Raw genomic sequence first — 424 nt, forward strand, 5'->3', positions numbered from 1 at the left:
AGAGTCAACAACGACTACTGAATCAACGACTGCAGCACCAACGACAACAGAAGCTCCAACAACAACTGAGGCCCCAACAACAACAACTGAGGCTCCAACAACGACTGAAGCCCCAACAACAACTGAGGCTCCAACAACAACTGAGGCTCCAACAACAACAGAAGCTCCAACAACAACTACAACGACTACTGAGTCAACAACTGTAGAACCAACAACATCAACAACAACAACTGTAGAACCAACTACGCCACCATACCCATATGTTCCAAACGATGGAACCGGTGGTGGTGACGGTGGCACTACAACAACTACAACAACGACTACTGAAGAACCAGGTAGTCCTACTACAACACCAGAACCAGCTCGTTCAACTACGACTTCGGAACCAGGTCGTTCTACAACAACAGAAGACAAACCAGGTCTT

Annotated in this window: 1 protein-coding gene; it reads left to right on the forward strand. The window is 47.4% G+C overall.

Annotation, left to right across the window (positions count from 1 at the left end; all coding sequences use genetic code 11):
* On the forward strand, positions 1–424 hold a 424-nt coding region (locus HMPREF2957_RS06705), incomplete at both ends, for a hypothetical protein (protein WP_261674148.1).

Source organism: Streptococcus sp. HMSC062D07 (assembly GCF_001814215.1).
Taxonomy (GTDB): Bacteria; Bacillota; Bacilli; order Lactobacillales; family Streptococcaceae; genus Streptococcus; species Streptococcus infantis_I.